The organism is Streptomyces yokosukanensis, from assembly GCF_001514035.1.
In the GTDB taxonomy this organism is placed as follows: Bacteria; Actinomycetota; Actinomycetes; order Streptomycetales; family Streptomycetaceae; genus Streptomyces; species Streptomyces yokosukanensis.
Genome location: NZ_KQ948241.1, coordinates 36,473 through 37,542, shown reverse-complemented (window position 1 = coordinate 37,542; position 1,070 = coordinate 36,473). Strand labels below are relative to the sequence as shown.

Here is a 1,070-nt window from a genome sequence, read left to right as displayed (position 1 = left end):
TGAGTTCCCGGTCGATCGCGGCTGGGACCTGGAACGGCTCTACAGCCAGGACCCCGACCAGCAGGGCACCTTCTACGCCCGCGAGGGCGGCTTCCTCTACGACGTCGCCGACTTCGACGCGGACTTCTTCGGGATTTCCCCGCGTGAGGCCCTTGCCATGGACCCCCAGCAGCGCCTGCTGCTGGAGACCACCTGGGAGACCTTCGAACGGGCCGGCATCGACCCCGCAGCCGTACGCGGCAGCCAGGCCGGTGTGTTCATCGGCACCAACGGGCAGGACTACGGGGCCACGCTCCAGACCGTCCCTGACGGCATCGAGGGGTACCTGGGCACCGGCAATGCGGCGAGCGTGGTCTCTGGCCGGCTCTCGTACGCCTTCGGCCTCGAGGGTCCGGCCGTGACCGTCGACACCGCCTGCTCCGCCTCCCTCGTCGCCCTGCACTGGGCGGTTCAGGCCCTGCGCAGCGGCGAGTGCTCGCTCGCCCTCGCAGGTGGTGTCACCGTGATGTCGTCGCCGGGCGCCTACATCGACTTCAGCCGTCAGCGCGGCCTGGCGGAGGACGGCCGGATCAAGGCCTTCGCCGCGTCGGCGGACGGTACGGGCTGGGGTGAGGGTGTCGGCATGCTGCTCGTGGAGCGGCTCTCCGACGCCCGCCGCAACGGGCACCCCGTGCTCGCCGTGGTCCGCGGGTCCGCGATCAACCAGGACGGTGCCAGCAACGGGCTCACCGCCCCGAACGGCCCCTCCCAGCAGCGCGTGATCCGCGCCGCCCTCGCGAGCTCCGGTCTCTCGGCCGCCGAGATCGACGCCGTCGAGGCGCACGGCACCGGTACCCGTCTCGGGGACCCCATCGAGGCGCAGGCCCTGATGGCGACCTACGGCCAGGACCGCGAGGACGGCCGACCGCTGCTCCTCGGCTCGATCAAGTCGAACATCGGTCACACGCAGGCCGCCGCGGGTGTGGCGGGTGTGATGAAGATGGTGCTGGCGATGCAGCACGGGCTGCTCCCGCAGACCCTGCACGTCGACGAGCCGACCCCGCACGTGGACTGGTCGGCCGGTGAGGTGG

The 1,070-nt window shown here is 71.6% G+C and carries 1 protein-coding gene; it reads left to right on the top strand.

Annotation, left to right across the window (positions count from 1 at the left end; genetic code table 11):
- Nucleotides 1-1,070, top strand: a 1,070-nt coding sequence (locus tag AQI95_RS42330) for a beta-ketoacyl synthase N-terminal-like domain-containing protein (protein ID WP_167362003.1), incomplete at both ends; no start/stop codon positions are given.